Genomic DNA, 23,905 nt, shown 5'->3' on the forward strand with positions numbered 1-23,905 from the left:
CTCATTAATAACCATCCTATTAAAAACGATTGTATGAAAACGTATAGCTTCTTATTTCTATTCAGCTTTATATTCTTGGGGTGTTCATCTGAAGATGAAACCAAGCTAAATAATGATGATTATTTAATCTTTGGTCATTTTTACGGTTTTTGTGTTGGTGAAAATTGCATTGAAATTTTCAAATTAACCAATAACACTTTATATGAAGATTCTAATGACAACTACAGTATTAACCCTCTTAATTTTGAACCTTTAGAATCTACTAAGTTTGAATTAGTAAAAGATTTAATGGGTTATTTTCCTGAAAAATTATTAACCGAAAATGAAGACATTATAGGCTGTCCGGACTGTGCCGATGGTGGCGGGTTGTATATTGAATATTCGAAAAACGGCATTGTAAAACATTGGAAAATAGACCAAATGAAAATGAATGTGCCTACATATTTACATGCGTTTATGGATAAGCTCAATGAAAAAATTGCTCTAATAAACCAGTAAGTAAATTCTAACACTCGGGTGCTAACTGCACTTCGAGACCGTGTAAATCTGGTGAAATCTGTATCTGGCAACCTAATCGACTATTCGCTTTTACATCGAAAGCTTCAGAAAGCATTGCTTCTTCATCATCACTCATTTGTGGCAAGTCTGTATTACTTAAAACATAACATTGGCAGGACGCACACATGGCCATTCCGCCACAAACACCAATAGTTCCTTCGGGAGCAAGCTCGTAAGAACGCACTACTTCCATAAGATTCATGGCCATATCTGTAGGAGCACAAATTTCGTGTTTTTTACCTTCTCTATCTGTAACGTTTATTTTAATATCTACCATCGCTTAAGTAACTATTATAATTTAGGATTTACTAATTCTATTTTAAATTTCTCTTTTTTTACAAGAGCGAAGGGCAAAAGTAAGACTAAAATTTTTAAAACCAAATCTAATTCCTATTAATTTTATAGGAATAGTAGGTTTATCAAAAAAATCAGGTATAAAATTATGATTTCGCAACGATTTATGTCTGAATTTGAGAACTAATTAAAATTGAAAAATTAATGTTTTTAAGATGCGCTATTCCGCCTTGCCATTATTCCAGTAGTGCGGATTGGTAGAAGTTGTTTTTTGATTCCAGTAATCTTGGGTTACTTTATGCCCATCTAAGGTTTTAAGTTTACGCTGAAAAACCCAAATAGTAGGGTTAAAAACCATGTCGGTTACAGCCACAGTATATAATTGAGGTTCTTCTTCTGTCTTTCTAGATTCTTCTTCAATAATCACTTCAAAACCATTATGTTCTAAGAGTGTCTTTAAAAATTCTTTTCTATCGACATCAACGCCTTTTTCAACAAAAGTCACTCGTGTTTCGCCAATACTTCCAAAGTTATGTTTTCCTGTTAAACCCATAATTTTTTAATTAAAAACATTACTTAATTGATATATATAATCATACAACGGACTGTATAAACCTAAAACCAGAATACCAATAACTGTCATTATCAACCCTAAACGCATGTAAACTTTATTCTTAAAATACGGAATAGCATGGTCGCTTTTTCGTAAAAACATGGCGCGAACCACTAACAAATAATAGTATAAGGATATGGTAACATTTACCACTGCTAAAAAAACTAACAGATAATACCCCTTACTTGCCGCCGCCGTAAACAAGAAAAATTTACCAAAAAAACCAGCAACTGGTGGGATTCCAGCCAGCGAGAATAATGCCAGCATCATTACTAAACTAAGGTTAGGATTTGTTCTGTACAAGCCTTCATAATCGTTCATGTTCTCTTTTCCTGTCTGTAATGAAATGGCTTGCACTACGCCGAATGCCGCCAGATTTGAAAAAACATAAATCATAACAAAATACACAACCGTTGCCGTACCAAGTTGGTTTCCAGTAATTAATCCTAACAAAATAAATCCTGCTTGTGCAATCGACGAAAATGCTAAAAAGCGTTTCATGTTTTGTTGACGCAACGCGAATAAATTTCCAATAAACATGGTGGCGATAGCGATAACATATACCACATGTTCCCAAACTGGCATTAAAGGTTTTAAAACGGTAAAAAGCAAAATCATTAATATAAAAACTGCGGCACCTTTAGAAATAACCGATAAGTATGAGGCTACACTAATTGGCGCGCCTTCGTAAACATCGGCAGTCCAGAAATGAAACGGCACTAACGAAATCTTAAATGCCAAACCTGCAAAAAATAGCAACATACCCAAGATGGTTAAATTGCTTGATGTAATCGCTTCTGCGATGCTATCGAAATAAATAGACCCAGCAGTGGCATACAACATGGATATGCCAAATAAAGAGACACCGGAGGCTAGAGCAGCCGATAATATTAATTTAATACCTGCTTCGCTTGATATTCTTTTAGTAGTCTCATAGGCAGCTAAGGCAGCCACTGGAAGTGTTGATAATTCCAACCCAATATAAAACATTAAGAAATCGCCAGCGGAAATCATAAAATACATACCCAACAGCGAAGAAAACAATAAAATAAAAAATTCGCTACCTCTGTTTTCCCTCACTATTTTTTCATTTAACCAATCTGCCGACTGTAATAATAAAATTAGCACACCAACATTCAATACATTTTTAAAAAAATGAATCATCGCATTGGTTCTAAACATACCGCCAAATAAACTACTTGCTTCTAATGAGAAAAAGCCAACGGCAGTATGTATCCCAAATAAAAATATGGCCAAATGAACAATACTATGTTTTTTGTCTTTATGAATAAAAATTTCTGCAATTAGTAATCCCATGGTAATTACCAACAGTAAAATTTCTTGTCGCATCAATAAAAAGTTACTAAAATTCATTTAGTCGATTCTTTTAAATTATAAAACTCCTTGAATAAAAGGTTGCAAACTTGCCATAACTAATTCGCTTAACCAGAACGGTAAAACACCAATACCAACAATTGGTATTAGCAATAAAAATATTCCCGCTTTTTCGTACCATGTAGCATCAGGCAATTGTAAAAAGGCTTCATTTTTAACAGGTCCCATTAACATAATACCCACCACTCGTAAAATATAAACTGCTGTTACTACAATTGCAGAAACCGATACAATCGTTGCGACTCTATAAAACATATTGTCATGCTGAAATGCGCCAACAAAAATGTTCATTTCGGCAACAAATCCGCTAAACCCTGGTAATCCTAACGACGCTAAACCGCCAATTACATATATCACTGATATAAAAGGAATCACTTTTAGTAAGCCTCCCAACTTCGTGATATCTCTGGTGTGTGTTCTTCCATATATCATGCCTATTAAAGCAAAGAATAATGCCGTCATAAACCCATGTGAAAGCGATTGTAAAATAGCGCCATTCCAAGCGGTTTTGTTCAGCATTAATAAGGCGAACAACACCATTCCTAAATGGCTAACCGAAGAATATGCGTTGATATATTTTAAATCGGTTTGTTTAATAGCGGCAAACGCACCATAAATAACACCTATAGCAGATAAAATTATAAAGAACCATGACCAATGCATCGCACCTGCCGGTAATAGAAACATGGCAACTCTAAAGACACCATAACCTCCTAATTTCATTAAAACGCCAGCATGCAACATGGATACTGCTGTTGGCGCTGAAGCATGACCATCGGGCGACCAGGTATGAAAAGGAAACAATGCACCTATTACTGCAAACCCAATAAAGGTTAATGGGAAAAATAGTTTTTGAGCTTCGAATGGAATGTTTACCTGAGCAATTTCTAAAATATTAAAGGTTAAAGGACCGCCATCGGCGTTGGAATTAAAATAGATTCCTAAAATACCTACCAACAATACTGCTGAAGCTCCCATTAACATAAGCGTTAATTTCATGGCGGAATATTCCTTTGGTCCACTACCCCAAATCCCGATAAGCAAATACATAGGAATTACAGCTATTTCATAAAACACGAACATCGTGAATAAATCGATTGAAATGAAAAATCCGTAAACACCTGTTGAAAGGACAATAAGCGAAATGAAGAATTCTTTAGGAAGCTCTTCCATTTTCCATGAAATAAAAACGCCAGCTAACACCACGATAGCTGTTAACAAAATAAGTACAACAGAAATACCATCAACTCCAATATTGTAATGAATATTGAATTCTTTAAACCAGACCAAATCTTTAGAAAAAAGCATGATGCTGTCGTTCACTGCGCGTTCTCTGAAATACGCAAACAATAAATTAATTGCCATAGCCAGTTGAACAACACTACCAATCATGGCTACTAGTCGAGCCTGTTTTAATCCTTTAGCAAACACCAATACTAAAATGGTGATTACTGGTAAGATGACAAAAAGTGATAAAATATCCATATTATTCGATTAGTCTGTCCATAAATAAATAAACACTATTGCGATAACTACAACCCCAGAAATAAACGCAAATGCATAATCCTGCACTTTTCCAGATTGCAAACCTTTAATTTTGTTTGATGCTGAAACCGTTGAATTACCTATTAAATTCATAGTGGCATCTACTACATTTCTATCGAACCATGCAGCGGGCGATGAAACGCCTTTAAATAAAATTTTCTTGGTAACGAAAAGATAAATTTCATCGAAATAGAACTTATTATAAGTCCATTTATAAAAGACTCCAAATCCTCTTGCGAAACGCTCTGATAAACTATTTTCATTTTTGTATAAGATCCAAGCCAGCGCAATTCCTATAAGGCCAACACCAACTGCAACCGCAGCGAGTGGGTAATTTAAATGCGCCTCAAATCCGGCGCCATCGGCACTTACAAATTCACTAAAAGGAATAAAGCCTCCAACAATACTTAATAATGCCAAGACCATTAAAGGAAACGTCATAGATAATGGCGATTCATGAGGTGCGTGTTTATAAGTTGTTTCTTTTCCCCAGAAAATGCCGAAGTACAATCGAAACATGTAAAAAGCCGTTAATCCTGCTACAAAAACACCAACAGCATATATTAATTTATTGTGCTCGAAAGCGGCTACTAAAATTTCATCTTTACTCCAAAACCCCGCAAAAGGAGGTACGCCTGCAATGGCTAAGGCCGCAATTAAAAAGGTAATATTTGTAATAGGCATGTATTTTCGTAATCCACCCATATCGGTAATTAAATTACTATGAACCGCATGAATAACAGATCCTGCTCCTAAAAACAATAAGGCTTTAAACATGGCATGCGTAAACAAATGGAACATGGATGCCATATAACCAACACCATCATGACCGTCGTAACCAGAAACACCTAAAGCCAGCATCATATAACCCAATTGCGACATGGTAGAAAATGCCAAAACACGTTTTATATCGGTTTGTGTAACGGCAATAATAGCCGCAAACAGTGCTGAAAAAGCTCCAACAAATGCTACGATATTTAATGCGAAACCATCTTCTATAAAGTAATACATTGGGAATAATCGTGCTACCAAATACACGCCGGCAACAACCATGGTAGCGGCATGTATTAATGCAGAAACAGGGGTTGGACCTTCCATAGCATCAGGTAACCAAATATGTAAAGGGAACATGGCTGATTTTCCTGCGCCACCTATAAAAATTAATATTAACGCCCAGGTTAATGCCGATAAGCCCATAAATGATGTTGATGCCCAGTTTAAAATAGCTGGTCCTTCAGGGTTATTTAAATTTAGAAAATTGAAAGTCCCGGTATAATATCCAACTATTAAAATGCCTATTAAGAATCCTAAATCGGCAAAACGGGTAACTATAAATGCTTTTTTAGCCGCCGAAACTGCCGATGGTTTGGTGTAATAATACCCAATTAAAAGATAGGATGATACACCAACCAATTCCCAGAAAATATAAATTTGAAATAGGTTTGTTGCTAAAACCAATCCGAACATAGAGAATGAAAACAGTCCTAAAAAGGCAAAAAACTTGGTATAACCATCGTCGCCTTTCATATAGCCTCGACTGTAAATATGTACCATTAAAGACACAACAGATACCACAATAAGCATCATAACCGAAATCGGATCTATTAAAACACCCATATCGATAGTGAGTGTTTCGGTGAAGTTCATCCAAGTTGTTTTGGCGAAAAGGGCTTGATACGTGCCATTCACTTTTCCTAATTTGAAAAAATATTTATAGGCGGTATAAAATGAAAGAATCGTAGAAATTGACAGACCAGCAACTCCAATATATCCTGAAACAGCTGGTTTAATTTTTTGATTAAAAATCCCTAATAGCAAAAAAACCAGCAATGGAATTAAAGGAATTAATATGATATACGTTAGATTCATAATAATATTATGAGGTTACAAAATTGATATTTTATATGTATAGACATCTTTATTTTCATTGTGTGCATTGTGCTTTTTTATTGCTCTTTGTGGTTTTTTCTTAACCACAGAGAACACCAAGTTTTACACAGAGGTTACAGAGTTAATATTTTATATGTTAAGCCACCATTATAGTCATTGTGTTCTTTGCGCCTTCTTAGAGCCCTTTGTGGTTATTATTCTTAAACACAGAGATCACAAAGTTTGGCACAAAGTTCACCCAGTTTATATTTTAAATGTTTAACCATGATATTCTATTTAAGCTTGTGTATTTTATGCATTATTTTGTTAATCCATGTTTGATTTTAAAGCGTTCCATTAATTACTCGTTTTATACCATTTTTTAACAAGGTTACATTGAAATTAATCAACAATCCCAATTTATATTCGCCCAATTTCATATAGGTTAATGTTTGAGCCAAATGCACATCATTTAAAGCTTCAACACTTTTTAATTCAATTACAACTTTATTCTCTACAAGTAAATCTATTCTATATCCACATTCTAAATTAACATCTTCAAACACCAGTGGCATTGGTTTTTCCTTTTCAACTTTTAATCCAACTTTTTGGAGCTTATAATACAAACATTCTTGATATGCACTTTCTAACAAACCAGGACCTAAAGCCTTATGCACTTCAATTGAGCATCCAATAATTTCCGTCGCAATATTATTTTCTGTCATTTTATTTTCCGTTCATTGTGTTTTTTACTACTTCTTTGTACACTCTTCGAGTGATTTTTTTTAACCACAGAGATCACCATGTCTTACACAGAGATTACAGAGTTGATTTTTTATATGTTTAGCCATCTTTATATTAATTGTTTTATTCGCGCTTTCTTAGTGCACTTTGTGGTCATTTTTTTTAACCACAGAGATCACCATGTCTTACACAGAGATTACAGAGTTGATATTTTATATGTTTAGTCATCTTTATATTCATTGTGTTCTTTGTGCCTTCTTAGTGCTCTTTGTGGTTATTTTAATACTTCATAATTTCAGTGTCTTTAACCTCAACAGAACTTATTTGCCTGTACAGATTTATAATGATGGATACTGCCAAAGCAGTTTCAGCAGCTGCCACAGCAATTATAAATATGGAGTACAAAACACCCTGCAACATATCTGGATATAAATATTTGTTTATAACCACAAAATTGATAGCTGATGCATTCAAAATAAGTTCAACGGAAATTAAAATAGAGATTAAATTTTTTCTGGTAATGAATCCGTAAACACCAATAAAAAATAAGATGGATGTTACGGTTAATAGTTCGTAAATGCTAACGCCTAAAATCATAAAGTTTCATTTTTATCGGTTAGTTTTTTTCCTTTCGCAATTACTATCGCACCAATCATGGCAGCTAATAATAAAATACTAATAACTTCAAAAGGCAGTATAAATCCGCCGGCATCATAACTCAATAGTAAAACTCCAATATCGGCTACCGTAGTGGTTTTAGTGTTTTCAATAACCTGAAAATCGTGTGAAAAAATGGTATATAAAAAAACACCTAAACCAATTAAACATGCTAAAGCCGTTATAATTTGCTTGGATAATTTTGCCATTTCAAGCTCCATCTCGATATGATGCACCAACAGTACCGAGAAAATGATTAAAACAATGATGCCTCCTGCATAAACCGTTAATTGGATGGCGGCAAGAAAATTATAATCTATTAAAAAATAAAGTCCCGCAATTCCACATAGCACGAACAATAAATATACGACCGAACGCAACATTTTTCTGCTTGTAACAGAAGCGATGGCAAACACAATCATTATAGCGGCCAATATGTAAAATATATATTTTTCCATAGTTTAATCTTCTATTCCATCTTTAACTTTAGACCCAGGTCTGTTTAAAACCTTTGTTAACTGACTTCTATCGTAAACCGAATTTTCAAAATTCTGAGCCCAAACAATAGCATCGGTTGGGCAAGCTTCAATGCATAAACCACACATAGTACAAAGCCCTAAATGATAGACGTGCTTATCGATAAACTTTTTCTTTTTGCCAGTTGCTTCATCAATGCCTCGATCCCAAATAATTTCAATACTTCCATTGGGGCATGCAATTTCACATTTCTGACAACCCGTACACTGGTGTTCGTTGTTTTCATCATGCGGCATCACCACTTCACCACGAAACCGCTCAAACATTTTTAAAGTGGCTCTGTTGTCTGGATATTCTTGTGTAATAGCGCCTTTTCTCGACTTTAAAAAATACTTTCCGGTAATACTCATACCTGTAAGTAGTGTTTTTATGCCTTTATATATATCTGAAAAATAGCCCATAGATTTTAAAATTTAATGGTTAAATCTAACCAAACAATGATGGCCATTATTACAATGTTTACCAAGTTTATTGGCAGTAAATACTTCCATTCTAAGGTGAGTAATTGGTCTACACGTAACCTTGGAAATGTCCATCGAAACCACATCATTAAAAATACCAATACCAATGTTTTCCCTAAAAACCAGAAAACTCCCAACCATGGAATGGAATCGGTAATTCCGAATGGCGACAACCAACCACCAAAAAAGATGGTCGTTGCTATGGCAGCAATAATGAACATGTTTATAAATTCTGCCAAGAAGAAATACGCAAACTTCATCCCCGAATATTCGGTATGGAAACCTGCACCAAGTTCCGATTCGGCTTCAACCATATCGAATGGGGCTCTGTTAGTTTCGGCAGTTCCAGCAATCATATAAATCATAAAAGCGATGATGGCAGGAATATGTCCTTGAACAATTAACCAGCCACTTTTTTGTACTTCAACAATTTCTGAAAGTTGCAACGATCCTGTAATTAACACCATAGTTAACAGCGATAAGCCAATAGATAATTCATAACTTATTGTTTGAACGCCACTACGCATGGCACCTATTAATGCAAATTTGTTGTTACTCGCCCAACCACCTAATAGTATTCCAATAACACCGATGGAAGATATTGCTATTAAAAAGAAGATGCCAATATTAATATCGAAGGCTTGAAATCCTTGTGTAAACGGAAAAACCGCCAACGCCATTAATGATGTTACAATTACAAAATAGGGCGCCAAATTGTATAAAAATTTATCTGCTTTTACCGTACCTGTTAATTCTTTTGAAACCAGTTTTAAGGCATCGGCCATGGTTTGTAACAAGCCCCAGTACCCTACTCGGTTTGGTCCGATTCTCAATTGAAACCATGCGGCTACTTTTCGTTCCAACAGTACTAAATACAATCCGGCAACGGCAAAAATGGTTAAATAAATTAATGCCACTAAAACCATGGCCGTAATATTTGCGGCACCTTCTGGCATGATACCAATTAGCATTTCCTGAATGGATTTTGTTATATTTAAAGCGATGTTCATAGTATACATATTATCTATCAATATCAGGAATTACAAGATCTAGTGTTGCCATACTCGCTACCAAATCGCCAATTTTACCCCCAACGGCGATATGATTTAACAAGGATAAATTTGAAAACCCAGGAGAACGGAATTTAATGCGATACGGATTTTTAGTCCCCGTGCTAATAACATACACTCCCAATTCGCCTCGCGCTGTTTCTACACGTTGGTAAAATTCGCCTTTAGGCAACTTAATTACGGCGTTAGTTGCTACCTTATGTTCTCCTTCCGGAATATTATCAATCAATTGTTCGATTATGGATAAGGATTCCCACATTTCTTGTATTCTAACTTGGTAGCGCGCAAAACTATCACCTTCTGTTTTTAAAGCTTCATTAAAAGTAACTTTATCTAAGGCACTATACGGATGGTATTTTCTAACATCGCAAGAATACCCAGAACCGCGACCCACTGGACCTGAGGCACCAAATGAGATAGCATCTTCTTTTGAAAGAATACCAACGCCTTTCATCCGTTTCTGAAAAATGACATTACCTGTTAAAAGCGAATCGTATTCTGGAATCTTTGTTTTAAAATGAGCGACAAATTCTTTGGTTCTTTTCACAAAATTGGGGTGAATATCGAACATTAACCCACCAGGAATATTATAATTCATGGTTAATCGTGCACCACAAGTTTCTTCGAAAATATCGTTAATCATTTCGCGGTCTCTAAATCCATAAAAGTAGGTGGTTAGTGCGCCAACATCCATTCCCATAACACCCCACCACAAACAATGAGACGCAATTCTGGTAAGCTCATCAATAATTGTTCTTATAACTTTTACACGGTCTGGAATTTCTAATTGAAGTGCATTTTCTACGGTTAAACAAACCGCTTCGTTATTAATATGAGAAGACAAATAATCCATCCTGTCGGTTAAATGAACGATTTGCTGATAGCTATCACGCTCACTCATTTTCTCAATAGAACGATGAATGTATCCTAAATCTGGCTCTACTTTTTTAATTATTTCACCATCAATAGTTAGAATTAGCCTTAAAACACCATGGGTTGCCGGATGTTGCGGCCCCATATTAATAAAATATTCTTCAGATTTAAAGTTGTTATTAACCAGTACTTCTTCCATATCTACCTATTTAATAACCATATTAATCTCGTCTTCATAATCTTTTCTCAATGGAAATCCTTCCCATTCATCGGTTAAAAACAAACGCTTTAAATTAGGATGGTTATTGAATTTTATTCCAAAAAAGTCAAACACTTCGCGTTCGTGAAATTCGGCAGTTTTCCAGATATCGCAAACGCTATCAAAGGTTGGATTTTCTCTGTCGGCCGTTTTCACTTTTACCACAATCGTGTGTCTATATTCTGTTGATTCTAAATGGTACACAACACCCAATTCTGGTTCCCAATCTACACCGCTTAAACAGAATAAATAATCGAATTTCGTATCGCTATTCGTTTTCAATTTCAACATTAATGGATGAAGTTGTTCGGGTTGAACCGTTATATTCAAGAATTGAGATCCTTCTTCAGAAAACTCTAAATCAGGAATCCAGCCACTTATTAAATTTTGTAAAGCTTCGTTGGTCATAGTTTTCAATTTAAAGGCCTTCATCAAATCCGTCAATCGGATTTTCCTTATTCTTCATACTTTCCGTTCTAATTTTATCTTGAAGCATCAGCATACCTTGTAATAAAGCTTCAGGTCTTGGCGGACAACCAGGAACGTAAACATCTACCGGAATTACATGGTCTGCACCCTTTACCACCGAATAGGTATTGTAAAAAAATGGTCCTCCAGAAATAGCACAAGCGCCCATGGCAATTACATATTTTGGTTCTGCCATCTGGTCGTATAATCGGCGTAATACAGGCGCCATTTTATTTACAATAGTTCCCGCTATAATGATTAAATCGGCTTGTCTGGGCGAAGGTCTTGCAACCTCGAAACCAAATCTAGAATAATCATGGCGCGCAGCACCGGTTTGCATCATTTCGATGGCGCAGCAACTGGTACCAAAGTAAAGCGACCAAAGTGAATTTGATCGCCCCCAATTTATAATTTGGTCTAATGAAGTAACAATCACGTTAGCTCCATTTCCCGCAGGAATAACTTTTCCTGGAAAATCTTCTGGAAATTTATGGTCTCGGTCTTGAACTTCAGAGATAAATCTTTTTTTGTCGTCTACTCCCATTTTAATGCTCCTTTTTTCCACGCATACAATAATCCTAAGCCTAAGATGAAAAGAAATATGCCTATTTCAATTAAAGCCACAAAGCCCACATCTTTAAAAACAACGGCCCAAGGAACTAAAAAAGCAACCTCAACATCAAAAATTAAAAATAAAATGGCAAACAAATAATAACCCACTTTAAATTGAACCCAGGTTGGACCTTTGGTTACCATTCCGCTTTCGTAAGGCTCTCGCTTTTGCGGATTATCGGATTTTGGTGAAATTACATTTGATAAAAAGTTTGCTCCCGCTACTAAAACAATTCCTGCAAGTAAAAATACAATGATAGCTTCTGAACCCATTTAGTTTTGTTTTTTAATGGCAATTAAAATTAGCTTGTTTAATTCTATAGTTTACTGACATTTATCAGGTTATTATTTTTAAATAATAAATAACTTCCAATCATTAAACTGAATTTAAAGGTAATAAATTCATTTTATTTATTTCATACCTATTTTGTAATTAAAATAGTGAGATTTTTATAAACCTGACATAAATCATATAATTGGTTAACCAGTTTTTATAATTTCACAGGCTCAAGATCACCATAATATAGATTTTTGAAAACAAATAATTATGAATTCACAAGCAACCAATAATAATACCTTTGTTCATTCTGGCGTTGTTTCTAAAATAAAAGGAGACCGTGTTACTGTTACTTTAGAGCAAAATATTCATTGCGAAGCTTGTCATGCAAAAGGGTCTTGTGGCATGTCTGAAACCGAAAGTAAAGAAGTTGAAATCTCGAATCCTGAAGTTTCGTTTAAAATAAACGAGCCGGTAAATGTTGTTTTAAAGAAAGCGCTCGGTTTAAAAGCCGTGTTTTGGGCTTATGTATTTCCTTTTATATTAATGTTTTCATCGTTACTAATTGCCTCAAATTTTGTTCCCGAATGGATAGCAGGTTTAGTGTCTCTTTTTATACTAATCCCCTATTACATAGTCCTGTATTTTTTAAAAAATTCTTTTAAAAAAACTTTTGAAATTTCCATATTAAAAATCTAAATAAGAATGACAGATTCCATTTTATACAGCGTTCTTTTATTATCCTCATTAGGTGTAATTGCCGCTATAGTATTGTATGTAGTTTCTAAAAAATTCTATGTATACGAAGACCCTTTAATAGCCGAGGTTGAAGACATCTTGCCTGCTGCTAATTGCGGTGGTTGTGGTTCTCCTGGCTGTAAAGCATTTGCCGAAAAATTAGTGAGTTCTGAAGATATCTCAGCACTATTTTGTCCTGTAGGCGGTAATGATGTTATGAAACTCGTTTCTCAGGTTTTAGGTAAAGAAGTCGCAGAAAAAGACCCAACGGTTGCGGTAATGAGATGCCAAGGCGCTTGTGATGTAAGACCAAAAACAACCGAATATCAGGGTCCAAAATCCTGTGCCATTTCTGCGCTAATTTATAGTGGAGAAACCGATTGCCAGTATGGGTGTTTGGGCGATGGCGACTGCGTTACCGTATGTAAATTCGACGCCATGTATATGGACGAAACTACAGGGTTGCCAGTAATTATTACCGATAAATGTACTTCTTGTGGTGCTTGTGTTGAAGCTTGTCCTAGAGACATCATTGAAATGCATCCAAGACATAAACGCGATTTAAAAGTATTTGTGGGTTGCGTAAACGAAGACAAAGCAGGTATTGCTAAAAAAGCTTGCGATGTTGCATGTATTGGGTGTTCTAAATGTGAAGACATTTGCCCAAAAGATGCTGTAATCATGAAAAACAACCTTGCTTATATAGACCCTGTAGTTTGTACGCTTTGCAGAAAATGCGTTGAAGTTTGCCCTACACACTCTATTATAGAAACAAATTTCCCTCCAAAAAAAGTAAAAAAAGTTGAGGCTGAAGTTGAAGCAAATGTTGAATCTGTAAATTTAAAAACCGATGCTTAAAACATTTCCAAAAGGAGGTATTCATCCACCAGAAAATAAAATAACTTCTACAAAGTCTATTAAAAGGATGTCTGTGCCAAAAGTGGTTTACGTACCCATTGCTCAGCACATTGGGATTCCGGCAGAAATAGTTGTGGATGTAAAAGAGCAAGTAGAAATTGGTCAGGTTATTGCCAAATCTGGCGGTTTTGTGTCTTCTAACATTCATTCACCTGTAGCAGGAACTATCACCAAACTAGACAAAATTATAGACACTACAGGTTACAAAAAACAATGTATTGTTATTAGAACAGATGTTAAAAACGAAGCTAATTTTCAAGACATTGCCTATCCTCTAAAAAAAGAAATTGAGTTAGAACCAAAAGACATATTAAAAAAAATAAACGACTTTGGCATTGTTGGTCTTGGTGGGGCTACGTTTCCGGCGCACGTAAAACTAAGTGTTAAAGAAGGAACTACCCTCGATCATCTTATAATTAATGGGGTTGAATGCGAACCGTATCTTACGGCAGATCATCGCCTAATGCTGGAAAAAGCTGAAGAGATTATCGTGGGCATTAAAATTTTAATGCACGCTTTACACATAGACAAGGCTATTATTGGTATTGAAAACAATAAGAAAGATGCCATAGATATTTTCAAAAAACTTACCGCCGATGAAAAAGGCATCAAAGTAGCGGCGTTACAAGTAAAATATCCGCAAGGAGGCGAAAAACAATTAGTACGAGCCTTATTAAATAGAGAAGTTCCTAAAAACGGTTTACCACTAGATGTTGGTGTTATCGTACATAATGTGGGTACTATTTATGCCATATACGAAGCCATTCAACATAATAAACCTTTAATAGAACGTGTTGTAACTGTAACTGGAAAGAAATTAGAAAACGCTTCTAATTACTGGGTAAAAATAGGCACGCCTATCACAGATTTAGTGAATGAAGTTGGCGGCTTACCAGAAGGCACTCGTAAAATAGTCAATGGCGGCCCAATGATGGGAAAAGCTATTAAAAACACCGATGTTCCGGTTACAAAAGGGACTTCGGGAATTTTGGTTATTTCTGAAGATGAAGCCAGTAGAGGTGAACCAAAAAATTGTATTCGCTGTGGCGAATGTGTAGAGGTATGCCCTATGGGATTAGAGCCTCATCTTTTAATGAATTTCTCTGAAAAAGGACTTTTTGAAAAAGCATCAGATGAGGATATTATGACTTGCATTGAATGTGGTTCATGCAGCTATGTATGTCCTTCTCACAGACCATTATTAGACTACATCCGATTCGGAAAAGATATTGTAAAAAAATTAAATACTGCTAAAAATTAAATATGAGTACTCAACCAATAATTGTATCTGCTTCACCGCACGTGCATTCAGACAGGACTTCAAAAAAACTCATGTACGATGTTGTGATTGCCTTAATTCCTGCTTTTTTAGTTTCGATTTATGTTTTCGGAATTGGGGCATTAATAGTAACATCAGTCGCAGTTATTTCTTGCTTGCTTTTTGAATATGTCATTCAGAAATATTTATTAAAAACTGAAGTAACCATCGCTGATGGATCTGCATTAATAACAGGGCTTTTACTGGCATTTAACTTACCTTCAAACTTACCTATCTGGATGATTATTTCGGGTAGTTTAGTAGCCATTGGAATTGCTAAACTTTCGTTTGGCGGATTAGGTTTTAATATATTCAATCCTGCATTGGTAGGTCGCGTGTTTTTACTTGTGGCCTTTCCAGTTCAAATGACCAGCTGGCCATCTGCAGTGGTAAACAATACAACACTTGTAGATGCTGTAACTGGTGCCACGTCGCTTGGAATGATAAAAGAAGGCTTGATGTTCGGTGAAACCATGACGCAAATAAGCAGCAAAATTCCATCCACCATGGATATGCTTTTCGGATTTACAGGTGGGTCAATTGGAGAAATATCGGCACTAGCCTTACTTCTTGGTGGCTTGTTTTTAATATTTAGAAAAGTTATTTCTTGGCATATTCCCATAACAGTGCTTGCTACTATGGCAGCTATGACCGGGATTTTTTGGTTAATAAATCCAGAGCACTATGCTAATCCATTAATTCATATTTTATCGGGTGGCGCATTAATAGGTGCATTCTTTATGGCAACCGATTTGGTTACAAGCCCCATGACTAAAAAAGGCATGGTTGTATTCGCCATTGGTATTGGAATAATTACTGTTGTTATCAGGCTTTGGGGGGTATACCCTGAAGGTATTTCGTTCGCCATTTTAATTATGAATGCCTTTGTTCCACTTATTAATAAATATTTTAAGCCCCGAAGATTTGGCGCTAAAATAAAAGCTAAAATCGTGTAATTATGAGTAAGAAAGAATCAACTTTTTTAGGCATGTTAATGTCGCTTTTAATCATCACTCTTGTATCTGGATTATCCTTAGGCTATGTAAACGATTTAACCGTTGGCCCTAAAGCAAAAGCCAAACTAGAAAAAAAGGTTAACGCCTTAAAACTTGTGCTTCCAGCGTTCGATAATAACCCCGTTGAAGATATGACGCTTGTTAAATCGGAAAAAGTTTCAGATAGCGTAGAAATATATCCCGCTTACCTAAACAATGAATTTGTTGGTGCTGCAGTTATTGGCTCGACCGATAAAGGATTTAGCGGTTTAATTAAAATTATGATTGGTTTTAAACCCACTGGCGAAATTGAAAACGTTGTGGTCTTAGAACAAAAAGAAACCCCTGGTTTAGGAACAAAAATGAAAGAAGACGCCTTTTTAAAGCAGTTTAAAAATGTAAATATCTCTTCGTTCAATTTAAAAGTAAAAAAAGATGGTGGTGAAGTAGATGCGCTAACGGGAGCCACAATTACTACGAGAGCTTTTTGTGATGCTACTCAAATGGCTTACGATGCTTTTATAAAAAATAACAGTTCATTAGTTGAATTAAAAAATTAAGAATTATGGCGGAACGAATAACTCAAACGCAAAATTTTTTAAAAGGAATTATCAAGGAAAACCCAATATTCGTTATGCTATTAGGGATGTGCCCTACACTTGGTGTAACATCTTCTGCATTTAATGGTTTAGGCATGGGTGCTGCAACTGCTTTTGTATTACTAATGTCGAATGTTGTGGTATCGCTCGTTAAAAACTTTATACCAGCGAAAGTTCGAATTCCTGCTTTCATTATCATCATAGCATCCTTTGTAACTATTGTTGAAATGATTTTAGAAGCATTTGTACCATTTTTATATGAACAACTAGGGATTTTCATCCCATTAATTGTTGTTAACTGTATAATTCTTGGTAGAGCCGAAGCATTTGCTTCAAAAAACAATGTTGTTTCTTCTGCAATTGATGCCTTAGGAATGGGATTAGGCTTTTTATTAGCTTTAACCGTACTTGGTGCAGTGAGAGAGATTTTGGGCAACGGAAGCTTATTTGGTTTTAAATTTGTTGCAGAAGGAGCTAACACATTTATCTTGTTTATTCTTCCTCCTGGAGCTTTTATTGCATTGGCTTATTTAACTGTATTATTTAATAAAATTACTTCTAAAGCAACCGCATAATGGACTACATAATTATTTTAATAGCAGCTGTTTTTGTTAACAACATTGTATTATCTCAATTTTTAGGAATTTGTCCGTTTTTAGGCGTTTCCAACAAAGTATCAACATCGGTAGGTATGTCTGGCGCTGTGTTATTTGTAATGACTATTGCTACTACAGTAACATATTTACTTTATGAATACGTTTTAATTCCTGCCGGATTAGATTATTTAAGAACCATCGCATTCATTTTAGTAATTGCAGCATTGGTTCAAATGGTAGAAATAATGTTGAAAAAAGTAAGTCCGCCACTATATCAGGCATTAGGGGTTTTTCTTCCTTTAATTACTACTAACTGTGCGGTTTTGGGAGTCGCCATTTTAGCATTAGGATTAGAAAACGGAAGCCTTTTAAAAGCGGTGTTTTATGCTATTTCTAACTCCATAGGTTTTGCGGTAGCATTAATAGTATTTGCAAGTATTAGAGAACAATTAGAACTCGCAGACATACCAAAAGGCATGAAAGGAGTTCCAATTAATTTGCTAGTTGCCGGACTTTTATCTTTGGCATTTTTAGGGTTTACTGCTTTGGTTTAAACTTAATATTTAGATTCATTGTTACTTCAGAGATTAATAATTCGTCGACTTTACGAAATTATTAATCTCAACACTACTAAATCTTAAAATAGAATTGGATCAATTGCTATTAATTTGTTAAAATCAGATAATTATTGAATTTTAAAAATAAATTTGCGAAAACTATTAAACAATTCTAAATGAACTCTAACATTACTAAACTTTTTCTGGCCCTAATTACACTATTGGGTTTTAACCAGATTTATGCTCAACAAAGCGGCGTTGGTATCGATTTATCTTTAATGGATACGTCTATTAGCCCAAAAGATAATTTTTTCAATTTCGTAAACGGAACCTGGTTAAAAAATACCGAGATTCCTGCAGACAGACCACGATGGGGAAGTTTTGATGAACTAAGAAAAAGAACAGACTTTGATGCATTGGCTATTTTAGAAGAAGCTGCCAAAGATGAAAAGTACACCTCCGATACCGACCAAGGAAAGGCCATCAATTTGTACAAATCCATAATGGATACTGTTTCAAGAAACAAAGCTGGTATTAAACCATTAAAACCATATTTAGAAAAAATTAACGCTGTAAAAAGCATTGCCGAACTACAAAAATTAATGATAGACATGGCGCCAAAAGGCGGCATTGGCTTTTTTGGTGTTGGCGTAGGGACAGATGCTAAAAACAGCAGCAGAAACGTTGTTTACGTGAGTCCTGGAGCTTTAGGGCTACCAGACCGAGACTATTATGTTTCTGATGATGCCGATTCAAAAGAAAAACGTGAAAAATATGTACTTCACATAGCAAGAATGCTGCAGTATCTAGGAGAAAAACCAGCTGTTGCTTTAAAGAATGCTCAAAAAATTCTAGCCTTAGAAACCGCTATGTCTAAGCCAAGATTAGATAGAGTTGAAAGAAGAGACAGAAGGAAATCGTATAACCCAATGACCATTGGAGAATTACAAAACATAACAAATGCCATTAACTGGGAAGCACAAATTGTTGGAATCGGTTTGCCAAAAGTTGACACTCTAATTGTTATGCAACCAAAATACATGCAGGCACTTCAAGACATCTTTGTTGAAAACAAAATTGAAGATTGGAAAGCCTATATGCGTTGGACATTACTTAATAAAGCTGCCGATAATTTATCAACCACCTTAGAGAAAGCTAATTGGGAATTCTACGAAAAAACCTTAAACGGCGCCATTAAACAAAGACCTCGCAACGAAATTGCGCTTCAGGTTGTAAACGGACCAACGGGTGAAGCTTTAGGAAAATTGTATGTAGAAAAAATGTTTCCTGCAGAAGCAAAAGAAAAAGCCCAAAAAATGATTAAGAATGTTATTCGTGCTTACGAAAACAGAATTAATAATTTAACATGGATGTCTCAAGACACCAAGGTGAAAGCTATTGAAAAGTTGAATAAAATGACTATCAAAATAGGCTATCCAGATGTATGGAAAGATTATTCTGCTTTAACAATTAAAAGTCCAGCTGAAGGTGGTACTTATTTTGATAATTCGCTTTTAGTTACATCATGGAATTTTAATAGAAATATTGAAAAATTGAGTAAGCCTGTAGACAAAACAGAATGGGGTATGTCGCCACAAACTGTGAATGCCTATTTCAACCCTTCTAATAATGAAATTGTATTTCCAGCAGCAATTTTACAACCCCCTTTTTATGATTACAAAGCTGATGAAGCGGTAAATTATGGAGGAATTGGAGCTGTAATTGGTCACGAAATATCGCATGGTTTTGATGATTCGGGATCTAGATACAATGCAGATGGCAATCTGGTAAACTGGTGGACTGATGAAGATTTGAATCAATTCACAGCACTTGGAACTGCTTTAGCAGATCAATATTCAGCATTAGAACCATTACCGGGAATTAAAGTAGATGGCAAATTTACTTTAGGAGAAAACATTGGTGATTTAGGTGGAATAAACGCCGCTTATGATGGGTTACAGTTGTATTTAAAAGAAAATGGAAATCCGGGGCTAATAGACGGGTTTACTCCAGAACAACGCTTGTTTATTTCGTGGGCAACCATTTGGAGAAGCAAAATGCGTGATGAAGCCATTAAAAATCAAGTAAAAACAGATCCGCATTCGCCTGCAATGTATCGCGGCTATGTTCCACTTCTAAATCTAGATACGTTTCATAGTGCCTTTGAAATAAAACCAGGCGATGGTATGTATCTGGCACCCGAAAAAAGAGTTAGAATTTGGTAAAAATAAAATCCACAAAAAAACCTCAAGCTTTCCTTGAGGTTTTTTTTGCTTTGATGTAATCCATTTTAATTTCGTTACATCTTACTTAAACTATTTAATTTCATATGTATCACCAGAGAAAAACAAATCGTCTGTCTTGCGGAATTTCGATTTAGATTTAACCTCAGCAGTTAACACATCTTCGCGTTCTTCTAAAGTAATATCATCACAACTCCTAATGATTCCAGTTACCAACGGATACTGTAACCGAACCAACATTTGATGCAGAGTTGGATCTTGTTCTTTAGCGTTATGAACCAATAAATCTTGCTCAGTTATGCCATTTTCTCCAATTGTAACAACTTCTAATGTTAAACGGTTTAAGACAAGACCTTTATCTTTGTTTTTACCAAAAATCATTGGTTTTCCATGCTCAACAAATAACTGCTTATCTTCTCTTACACTCTTATCAGTAAATTGAGTATAGCACCCATCATTAAAGATCACACAGTTTTGAAGCACCTCAATTAATGAGGTTCCGTTAAACTTTTCGGCATCAACAAACATCTGTGTCATCTCTTTTGGCGTATTACCTCCTATTCTTCCAAAGAATCGAGCACGCGCTCCAATAGCTAACTCACCTGGGGAAAATGGAGGTTGTGTATTACCATAAGGAGACGATTTTGTCTTTTGCCCGATTAATGAAGTTGGAGAAAATTGTCCTTTAGTCAATCCGTAAATTTCATTATTAAAAAGAATGATATTTAAGTTAATATTTCTTCGTAATACATGAATAAAATGATTACCACCAATAGCCATAGAGTCGCCATCGCCGGTAATAACCCAAACACTTAAATTAGGATTCGCCAATTTCACTCCAGTGGCAATAGCGGGAGCTCTACCATGAATACTGTGCATTCCGTAGGTATCCATATAATATGGAAATCTGGATGAACACCCAATTCCGGAAACAAAAACCACATCCTCTTTTTTAACACCCATTTCTGGAAGTGCTTTTTGCATGGAGCGAAGAATTACGTAATCGTCGCAGCCTGGGCACCATCTTACTTCTTGATTACTTTCAAAATCTTTATACGTATATTTATTTTCAACTATTGCTTCCATAACTATTTAACTAATTGTTTAAAGGTTTCAATTAATTCGTTATTGCCAAATGGCAATCCTTGTATCTTATTAAACTGAGACAAATTCAATCCATCAAAATTCATTTTTAAAACTTTAGCAAACTGTCCGTTATTTAATTCGCAAACAACAATTTTTTTATAACGTTTTAGAATTGATTCGGTGTTTTTAGGCAATGGATTTATATATTTAAAATGCGCATAGCCTACATTCTTATACCCAATATCATCAAGGTACTTAACGGCCGAATGAAGTGATCCATAAGTTCCACCCCAACCTACAACTAACAATTCGCCACTATCGGCAAACTCTGTTGTTAAATCTGGTATAAAGTTTTGAACTCTTTTTATTTTTTCAGCCCGAATTTTAGTCATGTATTCATGATTTTCTGGAACATAAGATACGTTGCCTGTTAGTTTATCTTTTTCTAAACCACCAACGCGATGTTCTAAACCTTTGGTTCCTGGTATTACCCATTTTCTTGCCAGGGTTAATTCATCTCTTTTATAAGGTTTCCAATCATCTACAACTTCTCTAAGAATATTATTTTTAATTTCTGGCATTTCGCTAACACTCTTAATTTTCCAGGGGGCAGAACCATTAGCAATATACCCATCAGTTAATAATATTACGGGGGTCATATGTTCAACCGAAAGTTTTGCGGCTTCAAAAGCCATATCAAAACAGTTTGCAGGTGTACTGGCCGCTAAAACAATTACTGGGCTTTCGCCATTTCGTCCATATAGCGCTTGTAGTAAATCTGATTGCTCTGTTTTTGTTGGCAAGCCTGTTGAAGGTCCTCCACGTTGTACATTTACAATTACTAGCGGCGTTTCAATAATCATTGCCAAACCAATAGCTTCTCCTTTTAATGCCAACCCCGGACCCGAAGTAGTCGTAATAGCTAAATCTCCTGCAAATGAGGCCCCAATAGCCGATGTAATACCAGCAATTTCATCTTCTGCCTGAAATGCTTTTACACCAAAATGTTTATGTTTAACCAATTCGTGTAAAATATCTGTAGCCGGTGTAATAGGATAAGACCCTAAAAACAATTCCAGTCCAGCTTTTTCGGCAGCTGCCAAAAAGCCCCAAGCCGTAGCTGTATTTCCCATTATAATTCTATAGGTACCCGCAGGCATTTTAGCCGGCGATATCGCATAGGCATTAGGAATTAACTCTAAAGTTTCGGCAAAATAATAACCGGTATTAAGCACTTTGGTGTTCGCTTCAATAACGTTGGGTTTTGCTTTAAACTTTCTATTAAAAAAATCGATGGTGTGGTTGGTAGATCTGTTATACATCCAATAAACCATTCCTAAAGCAAACATATTCTTGGTTCTGGTAATATCTTTATTATCTAAACCTTCAATATCTTTAAGAGCCTCTTTTGTAAGCGAGGTCATAGCTACTTGAATTACCCGATAATTTTCTAAGCTACCATCTTCTAAGGGATTGGTTGTGTATTGTGCTTTTTCTAAATTTTTCTTTATAAACGCATCGGTATCTACAATAATAGTATGACCGGGTTTTACAGCGTGCAAATTAGTTTTTAACCCCGCAGGATTCATGGCTACTAATAAGTCCACTTCATCACCAGGCGTACTAATCTCTACACTTCCAATATGAACCTGAAAACCAGACACACCATATAAACTGCCTTGAGGCGCACGAATTTCTGAAGGATAATTTGGAAACGTTGCAATATCATTACCAAACATCGCAGAGGTGTCTGAGAATTGTGTTCCAGTTAATTGCATACCATCACCAGAATCGCCTACAAATCTAATAATGACTGATTCGAGAGCTTCCGGCTGATGCTTAATTTTTGTTGTTGTCATACCTTTGATAATTTAAAAAGATTAACTAAATTTATCGGTAGTTGATAAAGTGTTTTACTTAATTTCTAAAGATAATTTCACTTTTTAATATGAAATATGACATTTGTCACATTAAAACTCTAAAATGAACTATATTTTTACAATCATTAAAATATTTAAAAATAATTAAATTATGGCTATAATTATTACCGACGAATGCATAAACTGCGATGCCTGTATCTCAGAGTGTCCTAATAATGCAATCTACGAACCAGATCAAGCATGGGCTTATGCAGATGAAACTGCGTTAACAGGCACTATTAAACTTCCAAGTGGTGGTGAAGCGGATGCAGATGCAGAAAACGATCCTATTTCAGATGAATTTTATTTTATCGTTCCAGATAAATGTACCGAGTGTAAAGGGTTCCACGACGAGCCTCAATGTGCTTCTGTTTGTCCGGTAGATTGTTGTATCCCTGATACGAATCATGTAGAAACCGAAGACGCTTTACTTGCTAAGAAAGCCTGGTTACACGGAGAATAAATATAAATTCTCAAAAAAAGTAAATTTTTCTATTCATTATAAACTCAAAGTTAATTTAAGTTAACTTTTTAAAAAGCGATTATTTAATACGTATTAAATAATCGCTTTTTTTATGTATAAATAACCAAATTTTCAAACAAAATTGGTTAACCACTTCATTGTTAAAATTTTGATACCTGACATATGTCATAGAATTTAACTTCTATTGTTTATAATTTCACGTCAATATTATTAAAAATCT

General features: G+C 35.3%; 26 protein-coding genes. 10 read left to right on the top strand and 16 right to left on the bottom strand.

Features of this window, described 5'->3' with window-relative positions; all coding sequences use genetic code 11:
- Nucleotides 1-33 precede the first annotated feature (33 nt).
- The gene (locus ACFQ0I_RS01315) at nt 34-498 is read left to right on the top strand and encodes a hypothetical protein (RefSeq protein ID WP_379938645.1); all 465 of its coding nucleotides are present in this window, start codon (nt 34-36) and stop codon (nt 496-498) included.
- Between the two features lie 7 nt (nt 499-505).
- Here the strand turns inward: ACFQ0I_RS01315 and ACFQ0I_RS01320 are convergent, their stop codons facing one another.
- The 14 genes from ACFQ0I_RS01320 to ACFQ0I_RS01385 all read right to left on the bottom strand — a co-directional run bounded on the left by ACFQ0I_RS01320 (nt 506) and on the right by ACFQ0I_RS01385 (nt 12,228).
- Nucleotides 506-835, bottom strand: a complete 330-nt coding sequence (locus ACFQ0I_RS01320; RefSeq protein WP_379938647.1) for a ferredoxin — start codon at nt 833-835, stop codon at nt 506-508.
- Between the two features lie 237 nt (nt 836-1,072).
- A complete protein-coding gene (locus ACFQ0I_RS01325; RefSeq protein WP_379938649.1) occupies nt 1,073-1,405 on the bottom strand; it encodes a hypothetical protein in 333 nt (110 codons plus the stop codon).
- A 6-nt stretch (nt 1,406-1,411) separates the two neighbouring features.
- Nucleotides 1,412-2,839 carry an NADH-quinone oxidoreductase subunit N gene (locus ACFQ0I_RS01330; protein WP_379938650.1) on the bottom strand — a complete coding sequence of 476 codons (1,428 nt, stop codon included), beginning with the start codon at nt 2,837-2,839 and terminating at the stop codon, nt 1,412-1,414.
- Nucleotides 2,840-2,857: 18 nt separating this feature from the next.
- Nucleotides 2,858-4,345, bottom strand: coding sequence for a complex I subunit 4 family protein (locus ACFQ0I_RS01335; protein ID WP_379938652.1), 1,488 nt, complete (start codon nt 4,343-4,345; stop codon nt 2,858-2,860).
- Between the two features lie 9 nt (nt 4,346-4,354).
- On the bottom strand, nt 4,355-6,274 hold the full coding sequence (nuoL, locus tag ACFQ0I_RS01340) for an NADH-quinone oxidoreductase subunit L (protein WP_379938654.1): 1,920 nt from the start codon (nt 6,272-6,274) through the stop codon (nt 4,355-4,357).
- Between the two features lie 344 nt (nt 6,275-6,618).
- Nucleotides 6,619-6,999 carry a GxxExxY protein gene (locus tag ACFQ0I_RS01345; protein WP_379938655.1) on the bottom strand — a complete coding sequence of 127 codons (381 nt, stop codon included), beginning with the start codon at nt 6,997-6,999 and terminating at the stop codon, nt 6,619-6,621.
- Nucleotides 7,000-7,297: 298 nt separating this feature from the next.
- Nucleotides 7,298-7,615, bottom strand: coding sequence for an NADH-quinone oxidoreductase subunit NuoK (gene nuoK, locus ACFQ0I_RS01350; protein WP_379938657.1), 318 nt, complete (start codon nt 7,613-7,615; stop codon nt 7,298-7,300).
- On the bottom strand, nt 7,612-8,133 hold the full coding sequence (locus ACFQ0I_RS01355; RefSeq protein WP_379938658.1) for an NADH-quinone oxidoreductase subunit J family protein: 522 nt from the start codon (nt 8,131-8,133) through the stop codon (nt 7,612-7,614). Before ACFQ0I_RS01355 ends, nuoK begins: the two co-directional genes overlap by 4 nt.
- A gap of 3 nt (nt 8,134-8,136) precedes the next feature.
- Entirely contained in the window at nt 8,137-8,613 is a 477-nt protein-coding gene (locus ACFQ0I_RS01360; protein WP_379938660.1) for a 4Fe-4S binding protein, read from the bottom strand.
- A 5-nt stretch (nt 8,614-8,618) separates the two neighbouring features.
- The gene (nuoH, locus tag ACFQ0I_RS01365; protein WP_379938661.1) at nt 8,619-9,683 is read right to left on the bottom strand and encodes an NADH-quinone oxidoreductase subunit NuoH; all 1,065 of its coding nucleotides are present in this window, start codon (nt 9,681-9,683) and stop codon (nt 8,619-8,621) included.
- 10 nt (nt 9,684-9,693) lie between these two features.
- Nucleotides 9,694-10,815, bottom strand: a complete 1,122-nt coding sequence (locus tag ACFQ0I_RS01370; protein ID WP_379938663.1) for an NADH-quinone oxidoreductase subunit D — start codon at nt 10,813-10,815, stop codon at nt 9,694-9,696.
- Between the two features lie 6 nt (nt 10,816-10,821).
- Nucleotides 10,822-11,283: an NADH-quinone oxidoreductase subunit C gene (locus ACFQ0I_RS01375; protein ID WP_379938665.1), complete on the bottom strand. Its 462-nt coding sequence runs from the start codon at nt 11,281-11,283 to the stop codon at nt 10,822-10,824.
- 10 nt (nt 11,284-11,293) lie between these two features.
- Nucleotides 11,294-11,887 (bottom strand): NADH-quinone oxidoreductase subunit B, encoded by a 594-nt coding sequence (locus ACFQ0I_RS01380; RefSeq protein WP_379938667.1) that lies wholly within the window; start codon nt 11,885-11,887, stop codon nt 11,294-11,296.
- Entirely contained in the window at nt 11,878-12,228 is a 351-nt protein-coding gene (locus ACFQ0I_RS01385; protein WP_379938668.1) for an NADH-quinone oxidoreductase subunit A, read from the bottom strand. Before ACFQ0I_RS01385 ends, ACFQ0I_RS01380 begins: the two co-directional genes overlap by 10 nt.
- A gap of 274 nt (nt 12,229-12,502) precedes the next feature.
- Here ACFQ0I_RS01385 and ACFQ0I_RS01390 point away from each other — a divergent pair, with 274 nt between their 5' ends.
- From ACFQ0I_RS01390 to ACFQ0I_RS01425, 8 genes are all read left to right on the top strand, one after another.
- Entirely contained in the window at nt 12,503-12,931 is a 429-nt protein-coding gene (locus tag ACFQ0I_RS01390) for a SoxR reducing system RseC family protein (RefSeq protein ID WP_379938670.1), read from the top strand.
- 6 nt (nt 12,932-12,937) lie between these two features.
- Nucleotides 12,938-13,828: a Fe-S cluster domain-containing protein gene (locus tag ACFQ0I_RS01395; RefSeq protein ID WP_379938672.1), complete on the top strand. Its 891-nt coding sequence runs from the start codon at nt 12,938-12,940 to the stop codon at nt 13,826-13,828.
- Nucleotides 13,821-15,149, top strand: a complete 1,329-nt coding sequence (rsxC, locus tag ACFQ0I_RS01400; RefSeq protein ID WP_379938673.1) for an electron transport complex subunit RsxC — start codon at nt 13,821-13,823, stop codon at nt 15,147-15,149. The genes ACFQ0I_RS01395 and rsxC overlap by 8 nt, the downstream gene beginning before the upstream one ends.
- A gap of 2 nt (nt 15,150-15,151) precedes the next feature.
- Entirely contained in the window at nt 15,152-16,162 is a 1,011-nt protein-coding gene (locus tag ACFQ0I_RS01405; protein WP_379938674.1) for an RnfABCDGE type electron transport complex subunit D, read from the top strand.
- A 2-nt stretch (nt 16,163-16,164) separates the two neighbouring features.
- Complete coding sequence (locus tag ACFQ0I_RS01410; RefSeq protein WP_379938675.1) at nt 16,165-16,761, top strand: RnfABCDGE type electron transport complex subunit G; 597 nt, start codon at nt 16,165-16,167, stop codon at nt 16,759-16,761.
- A gap of 5 nt (nt 16,762-16,766) precedes the next feature.
- Nucleotides 16,767-17,375 carry an RnfABCDGE type electron transport complex subunit E gene (locus ACFQ0I_RS01415; RefSeq protein WP_379938677.1) on the top strand — a complete coding sequence of 203 codons (609 nt, stop codon included), beginning with the start codon at nt 16,767-16,769 and terminating at the stop codon, nt 17,373-17,375.
- The gene (locus tag ACFQ0I_RS01420) at nt 17,375-17,950 is read left to right on the top strand and encodes an electron transport complex protein RnfA (protein ID WP_379938679.1); all 576 of its coding nucleotides are present in this window, start codon (nt 17,375-17,377) and stop codon (nt 17,948-17,950) included. The genes ACFQ0I_RS01415 and ACFQ0I_RS01420 overlap by 1 nt, the downstream gene beginning before the upstream one ends.
- A gap of 179 nt (nt 17,951-18,129) precedes the next feature.
- Nucleotides 18,130-20,178: a M13 family metallopeptidase gene (locus ACFQ0I_RS01425; RefSeq protein ID WP_379938680.1), complete on the top strand. Its 2,049-nt coding sequence runs from the start codon at nt 18,130-18,132 to the stop codon at nt 20,176-20,178.
- A gap of 90 nt (nt 20,179-20,268) precedes the next feature.
- Here ACFQ0I_RS01425 and ACFQ0I_RS01430 read toward each other — a convergent pair whose 3' ends face one another.
- Nucleotides 20,269-21,282 carry a 2-oxoacid:ferredoxin oxidoreductase subunit beta gene (locus ACFQ0I_RS01430; protein ID WP_379938682.1) on the bottom strand — a complete coding sequence of 338 codons (1,014 nt, stop codon included), beginning with the start codon at nt 21,280-21,282 and terminating at the stop codon, nt 20,269-20,271.
- 2 nt (nt 21,283-21,284) lie between these two features.
- On the bottom strand, nt 21,285-23,141 hold the full coding sequence (locus tag ACFQ0I_RS01435; protein WP_379938683.1) for a 2-oxoacid:acceptor oxidoreductase subunit alpha: 1,857 nt from the start codon (nt 23,139-23,141) through the stop codon (nt 21,285-21,287).
- Nucleotides 23,142-23,313: 172 nt separating this feature from the next.
- Here ACFQ0I_RS01435 and ACFQ0I_RS01440 point away from each other — a divergent pair, with 172 nt between their 5' ends.
- Nucleotides 23,314-23,664 carry a 4Fe-4S dicluster domain-containing protein gene (locus ACFQ0I_RS01440; RefSeq protein WP_379938684.1) on the top strand — a complete coding sequence of 117 codons (351 nt, stop codon included), beginning with the start codon at nt 23,314-23,316 and terminating at the stop codon, nt 23,662-23,664.
- Nucleotides 23,665-23,905 lie beyond the last annotated feature (241 nt).

Origin of the sequence: Mariniflexile aquimaris, from assembly GCF_042676825.1 — a bacterium.
In the GTDB taxonomy this organism is placed as follows: domain Bacteria; phylum Bacteroidota; class Bacteroidia; order Flavobacteriales; family Flavobacteriaceae; genus Mariniflexile; species Mariniflexile aquimaris.